Here is a 5,440-nt window from a genome sequence, read left to right as displayed (position 1 = left end):
GGAAAGACGCGACGACATCCACGAAGCCTTCCTCGGGCTCGCCACCTGTCTCATCACCCACCGACACGTCCAACGCCTTTGTTAGGACCTCTTAGAGGAGGGTGCGGATGAAGTCGGTGAGGGGCGTGGGCGGGGATGCGGCGGGCGCGGCCGAGGGTGATTGAGACGAGTTGGCCGGAGCGGAGCAGGTCGTAGACGGCGGAGCGGCCGAGCTGGAGGCGTGCCATGACCTGGGGCACCGTGAGCAGATTCAGCGCAGGTGCCGCCTGCGCGTGGGGGACGGCGGGCGGGGGCAAGATCATCAGTAGCCCCCTTTGGGGGGAACTGCCGTTCCAGTTCCTGGCGGTGCCAAACCGCAGCGACGAGGAACGCGGCGCCGGGTCAGGCCGAGCCCGGCGGCGAGTTCGCGGCGCAGGTAGGTGGTGAAGCGGGCCCATAGGGCTCCGGCGTGCGCGTTGAACAGGACCGCGCCCGCGTAGTCGTACGTCTTCGGGTTCAACGGCGTCCCGATCAAGGCGTCTGCGGGGTCGTGGAGCTTGCGGCAGCGGCAGCGGCGGGTGTCGCCGCCTCCCCCACCCGACACGGCTTCGTACAGTTCTCTGCGACGGATGCGGTGCAGTGCCACGTCAGGCACGCTGCACACCCCGGACGAACTGACCCGCTGGATCGCCGGACACTGCGCCCAGAGCGGCCACGAACTGTATGAGCAGACCGTCCGAGTCGTCCGTGCCGAGCCTGGCGCATGGCAGTGAGGGTCCCGGGGGTGACACCACACCAGCGGCAACGCGACCGCGCGGCCCCAGCCCCTGACGGCAGTAGCGACGGCAACACCCACGGATTCGCACGCACCACCACGGACGCCAGCGGAACCCAAAACTGCCGTTGACCTGCGCATACGCAGGTAGAAAGGGGCCTCGTAGCACACGTACTATGTGCTGGCGGGTGCTGCGCCGCTCCTCGTGCATCACTGCAACAGAGCCGGCTTGGACTGCACTGCTGCCGAGAGGCAGAAGGTTTACGACGCTAATGCCGCGAAGAACGGCGGCGAGTACAAGTGTGACCACTGTGGCCAGACAGTGGAACGGCGCGCATCACGAGATGCCAATGGCAACGCCATCAAGGGGAGCCCGACGATGGCCAGATCGACCACGTAGAGCCTAAGAGGAGGTCTCACGTGGCAAGTTTCGCGAGCTTCTTGTAGCAGGCCAGGGCAGCGGCCATGACCGTGCTTCGGCCCTGCCAGTCGTTGCGGTCCACGCACGGGATCTTGAGGCCACGAGCAGCCCATGGCAGGCTCATACCGCATGATCGATGAATTCGCGAAGGACAACCTGCACGGGAGACTGCGGCGGGACCGCAAGGCGCTGCTCTGGAAGCTCGACGGCTTGTCCGAATATGACGCCCGCCGACCTTTGACAGCGACCGGGACCAACCTCCTCGGCCTGGTCAAACACGTGGCCAGCGTCGAGGCCAGGTACTTCGGCGAGATCTTCGACCGCCCGTCCCCGGAACCGCTGCCCCGGTGGCAGGACCACGACGGCAGCGATCTCTGGGCAACCGAGGACGAGACGCGCGATCAGATCATCGAATCCTACCGGCGCACGTGGGAACACTCGGACGCGACGATCGACGAGCTTGCCCTCGACGCCCCCGGCCATGTGCCGTGGTGGCCGGAGCCTTATTCCCACACGAACCTGTTCGCCATCATGGTCCACGTCCTCGGCGAGACCAACCGGCATGCCGGGCACGCCGACATCCTGCGCGAAGGCGTCGATGGCCGAACGGGCATGCGCCCCGAACACGAAACGCAGATCGGTGAAGATGCCCGCGCTGCCTACTGCGCGAAGATCGAGGAGGCCGCCAGAGCGACCGCAGCAGTCAAGGCATAGAAGGCTGTGCCATGTGACGTGCCTTTCGCGCGGCATGATGGCGGCCGCGCGTGCTGATCTGACCGAGCGTCTGGTTCCTGATGAACTGGAAGTGCTGGTCGCCCCGTTACTGCCGTCGTTCGCCGCTCGACCGCAAGGTGGCGGGACCGCTACGTGTTCTCTTCGGGCAGCGGCACGGTCGTCATCCGATCCTCATCTCGTAGCGCAGCCGCTGCCGGTGCGACCGCTCTCTGTGCCGGGCTTCTCACTCATCGGCGGTCGGCATGTGGGCCGTTACGTTCTCCCGGAGGCGTGCGTCGGCGCCCCCGCCCGCCGCTCCCTGCCGCTCGGCCACAGCCGTGGCCGGCGTTTCGCCGCCACGTCCTCCACCCACCCCACGGCCAGGATCATCAGGGCGAGCAGCGGCCACACCAGCAGCAGGGGCAGCACCGTGTACGAGGCGTCCAGCTCCGGGGCGTAGGCGTCGATGCCGGGGATGTTCCAGAGCTGGTCGACGAGCGGGAAGGTCAGCAGGATCATCAGGTTGTGCCAGAGATAGACCGTGACGGCCCGGTTGTTGGCGAGTGTGACGACGGGGTCGAGCCGGGCCAGTGCGCCCGGCAGCTCCCGCCAGGACGGCGCGTACTGGAGCAGGATCGCGCAGAACCCCAGCGACCAGGTGGCCTGCGCGAGCGGGATCTCGTCGAAGTTCCAGCCCTCGTCGGTGAGATGGCCGGAGGCCCACCACAGCGCGAAGGCCATCAGGAAGCCGGACAGCGAGACGGTCAGGTAGCGCGGGACCCGCTGGAACAGGCCGTCGTGGTGCGCGAAGCCGAGCACCCAGCAGCCGCCGTAGATCGCGAAGTCGATGACGACCTCGCCCGCCTCCCCCGGCACGGTGACCAGCTCGCTGCTCACAATCGCGGTGAGGACGACGGGGAACAGCAGCGTCGCCCACGGCACTCTGCGGAACGCCCGCAGCAGCAGCGGCGAGAGCAGCACGAACCAGAGGTACGCGCGGATGTACCAGAGCGGTCCCGCGGTGTCCTGCGCCCAGGTGGTGTCCAGCCACCCGGCGCCGTCGCCGCTCTCGTCGGGGTACGGGGGCGTGCCGAGCGGTACGAAGTAGCCGGCCAGCCGCAGGAACCACCCCATCCCCTCCTCCCGCACCGGCTTCCACCCCATCGCGAACATCAGGGGTACGACGACCAGCGCGAACGCCCACATGGGCGGCAGCAGCCGCCGCAGTCGGCCCCGGACGACGGCCCAGGGCGTACGCCCCGACAGCGACCTGGCCATCAGCGATCCGGCCAGCGCGAACATGACGCCCATGGAGGGGAAGAGGATCGTCAGCCAGGCCCAGCCGAAGATGTGGAACACCACGACACGGACCAGCGCGACGGCGCGCAGCAGATCCAGGTAGCGGTCCCGTCCGGGCGGCCGGACCGCTGCCACGGGATCACGGACGGCTGCTGTCTCCGCCTCCGTGGCGCCCGACGAGCCCGTGACGCCCGTAGCGCCCGTGACACCCGTGGCACCCGTGGCACCCGTGACACCCGTGACACCCGTGACACCCGTGACACCCGTGACGCCCGTAGCGCCCGTAGCGCCCGTAGCCCCCGAGGCGCCCGTAGCACCCTCGGCAACAGGGTCCCTGTTCATGTGACCGGCCTCCGGTTCTGGTCCGCGCCCCCGCCGAGCGGCGGCGCGGTCGTCGTGCCCGGCGCCTCGACCACACCGGTGCGCCGCAGTTTCTGCCATCGCAGCCGTCCGCCGGTGAGCGCGGTGATCCAGGACTGGAGCAGCACCACGTACATGAGCTGCCGGTACAGGATCTGCTGCAGGGGCAACGAGACCAGATGGTTCGCCGGTTCCCGGTCCAGCCGGAAGGCGTACGCCGCGCACACCGCCTGGACGGCCAGGACGCCCAGCCAGGCCAGTACGGTCCGCTGGGTGGGGCCGAAGACCAGCCCGTACAGCAAGAACACGTCGATCAGCGGGGCCAGCAGCGGCGCCAGCACCATGAACAGCGAGACCAGCGGCAGCCCGACGCGTCCGAAGCGCCCGGAGGGGCCGCGTTCCACGAGTGCGCGGCGGTGCTTCCAGATGGCCTGCATCGTGCCGTAACTCCAGCGGTAGCGCTGGGACCACAGCTGCTGTACGGACTCGGGCGCCTCGGTCCAGGCGCGGGCGCGCTCGGCGTAGACGACGCGCCAGCCGTCGCGGTGCAGGGCCATGGTGATGTCGGTGTCCTCGGCGAGGGTGTCCTCGCTCATCCCGCCGACGCGCTCCAGGGCCCGCCGCCGGAAGGCGCCGACCGCGCCCGGGATGGTGGGCATGCAGCCGAGCATGTCGTACATGCGGCGGTCGAGGTTGAAGCCCATCACGTACTCGATGTGCTGCCAGGCGCCGATGAGGGTGTCGCGGTTGCCCACCTTGGCGTTGCCCGCGACCGCGCCCACGCGCGGGTCGGCGAAGGGCTGGACCAGTTCGCGCACGGTGGCCGGTTCGAAGACGGTGTCGCCGTCCATCATCACGACGATGTCGTGCCGCGCGTGTGCGATGCCGTTGTTGAGGGCGGCCGGTTTGCCGGCGTTCGGCTGGCGTACGACATGGACGCCGGGCAGCCGGAGGGCCTCGACGATGTCGGCGGTCCCGTCGTTCGAGCCGTCGTCGACGACGATGACCTCGATGGGATGTTCGCTCGCCGTCAGGGAGTTGACCGTGTGGGCGATGCACTCGCGTTCGTTGTACGCGGGCACCAGCACCGTGACCGGTTCGGTGACGGGCGGGCCCCAGGTGAAGCGGGCGGCGCGTACCTTGCGCGCGTGCGCGAAGGACAGCGCCAGCATCAGGCCGAAGCGGGTGATGACGAGGAAGCCGATCACCGAGAGTCCGACGACGAGGACGGAGGTGATGTTGTCCGAGAGGGTCACGGCGGCGACCCACGCCTTGCCCTTCCAGAGGGCTGTCCCGGTGACCGGGGTGTGGGCGCTGGGCGCGCCGAGCGCCTCGGTGAGGTTGGTGAAGCGGTAGCCGCGCGCCTTCATCTCGGGCAGGTAGCGGGCGAGCGCCTCGACGGTCTGTGAGCGGTCGCCGCCGGAGTCGTGCATCAGCACGATGGCTCCCTTGGTGCCCTTGGGGGTGGCCCGTTCGACGATGGCGTCGGTGCCGGGGCGTTTCCAGTCCTCGCTGTCGGCGCTTTCGAGCACGGTGATGTAGCCGCGGTTGCCGACGTACCGGGCGACGGGCCAGGTCCTGTCGTCCATCGCCTGCGCGTCGGAGGAGTACGGGGGCCGGAAGAGCGAGGAGCGGATTCCGGCGGCGCCCGCCAGCGCGAGCTGGTTCTGCGACAGCTGCCAGTCGATCTGGGAGGTGGACTTGAGGGAGAGATCGGGATGGTTGAAGGTGTGCAGGCCGACCTCGTGGCCCTCCTTCACCATGCGTCTGACCAGCTCCGGGTAGCGCGAGGCCATGGTGCCGGTGATGAAGAAGACGCCGTGGGCGTCGTACCGCTTCAGCTCGTCGAGGACCTTCGGCGTCCATTCGGGGTCGGGGCCGTCGTCGAAGGT

The 5,440-nt window shown here is 69.0% G+C and carries 5 protein-coding genes and 2 pseudogenes; 2 read left to right on the top strand and 5 right to left on the bottom strand.

The features are described 5' to 3' along the window. Positions 1-91: 91 nt before the first annotated feature. Both DVH02_RS28595 and DVH02_RS28590 read right to left on the bottom strand, forming a co-directional pair. Positions 92-302 (bottom strand): annotated as a pseudogene (locus DVH02_RS28595) (helix-turn-helix domain-containing protein). Positions 303-370: 68 nt separating this feature from the next. Next, positions 371-565 (bottom strand): annotated as a pseudogene (locus tag DVH02_RS28590) (replication initiator); the annotation flags it as partial. Here DVH02_RS28590 and DVH02_RS37270 point away from each other — a divergent pair. Next, the gene (locus DVH02_RS37270) at positions 558-752 is read left to right on the top strand and encodes a DUF7848 domain-containing protein (protein WP_456113498.1); all 195 of its coding nucleotides are present in this window, start codon (positions 558-560) and stop codon (positions 750-752) included. The pseudogene DVH02_RS28590 and the gene DVH02_RS37270 sit on opposite strands and share 8 nt — an antisense overlap. Before the next feature lie 418 nt (positions 753-1,170). On the opposite strand, the gene DVH02_RS36835 is transcribed toward DVH02_RS37270, so the two are convergent. Then, on the bottom strand, positions 1,171-1,299 hold the full coding sequence (locus tag DVH02_RS36835) for a hypothetical protein (protein ID WP_267899084.1): 129 nt from the start codon (positions 1,297-1,299) through the stop codon (positions 1,171-1,173). A gap of 5 nt (positions 1,300-1,304) precedes the next feature. On the opposite strand from DVH02_RS36835, the gene DVH02_RS28585 reads away from it, so the two are divergent. Further along, a complete protein-coding gene (locus tag DVH02_RS28585) occupies positions 1,305-1,889 on the top strand; it encodes a DinB family protein (protein ID WP_114626752.1) in 585 nt (194 codons plus the stop codon). Positions 1,890-2,162: 273 nt separating this feature from the next. On the opposite strand, the gene DVH02_RS28580 is transcribed toward DVH02_RS28585, so the two are convergent. Together DVH02_RS28580 and DVH02_RS28575 are read right to left on the bottom strand one after the other, a co-directional pair. Next, positions 2,163-3,323 (bottom strand): acyltransferase family protein, encoded by a 1,161-nt coding sequence (locus tag DVH02_RS28580; RefSeq protein ID WP_233518514.1) that lies wholly within the window; start codon positions 3,321-3,323, stop codon positions 2,163-2,165. A 203-nt stretch (positions 3,324-3,526) separates the two neighbouring features. Next, positions 3,527-5,440: bifunctional polysaccharide deacetylase/glycosyltransferase family 2 protein (locus tag DVH02_RS28575; protein WP_114626750.1), on the bottom strand; the 1,914-nt coding region annotated here is incomplete at its 5' end.

Origin of the sequence: Streptomyces corynorhini, assembly GCF_003346515.1 — a bacterium.
Classification (GTDB): domain Bacteria; phylum Actinomycetota; class Actinomycetes; order Streptomycetales; family Streptomycetaceae; genus Streptomyces; species Streptomyces corynorhini.
The sequence above is the reverse complement of the archived record's forward strand: the minus strand, read 5'-3'. Positions and strand labels throughout refer to the sequence as shown.

What these genes read in the sequence shown, in the direction of transcription:
- DVH02_RS28585 (WP_114626752.1), top strand. Translation starts at nt 1,305, where the DNA reads ATGATCGATGAATTCGCGAAGGACAACCTGCACGGGAGACTGCGGCGG.
- DVH02_RS36835 (WP_267899084.1), bottom strand. Translation starts at nt 1,299, where the DNA reads ATGAGCCTGCCATGGGCTGCTCGTGGCCTCAAGATCCCGTGCGTGGAC.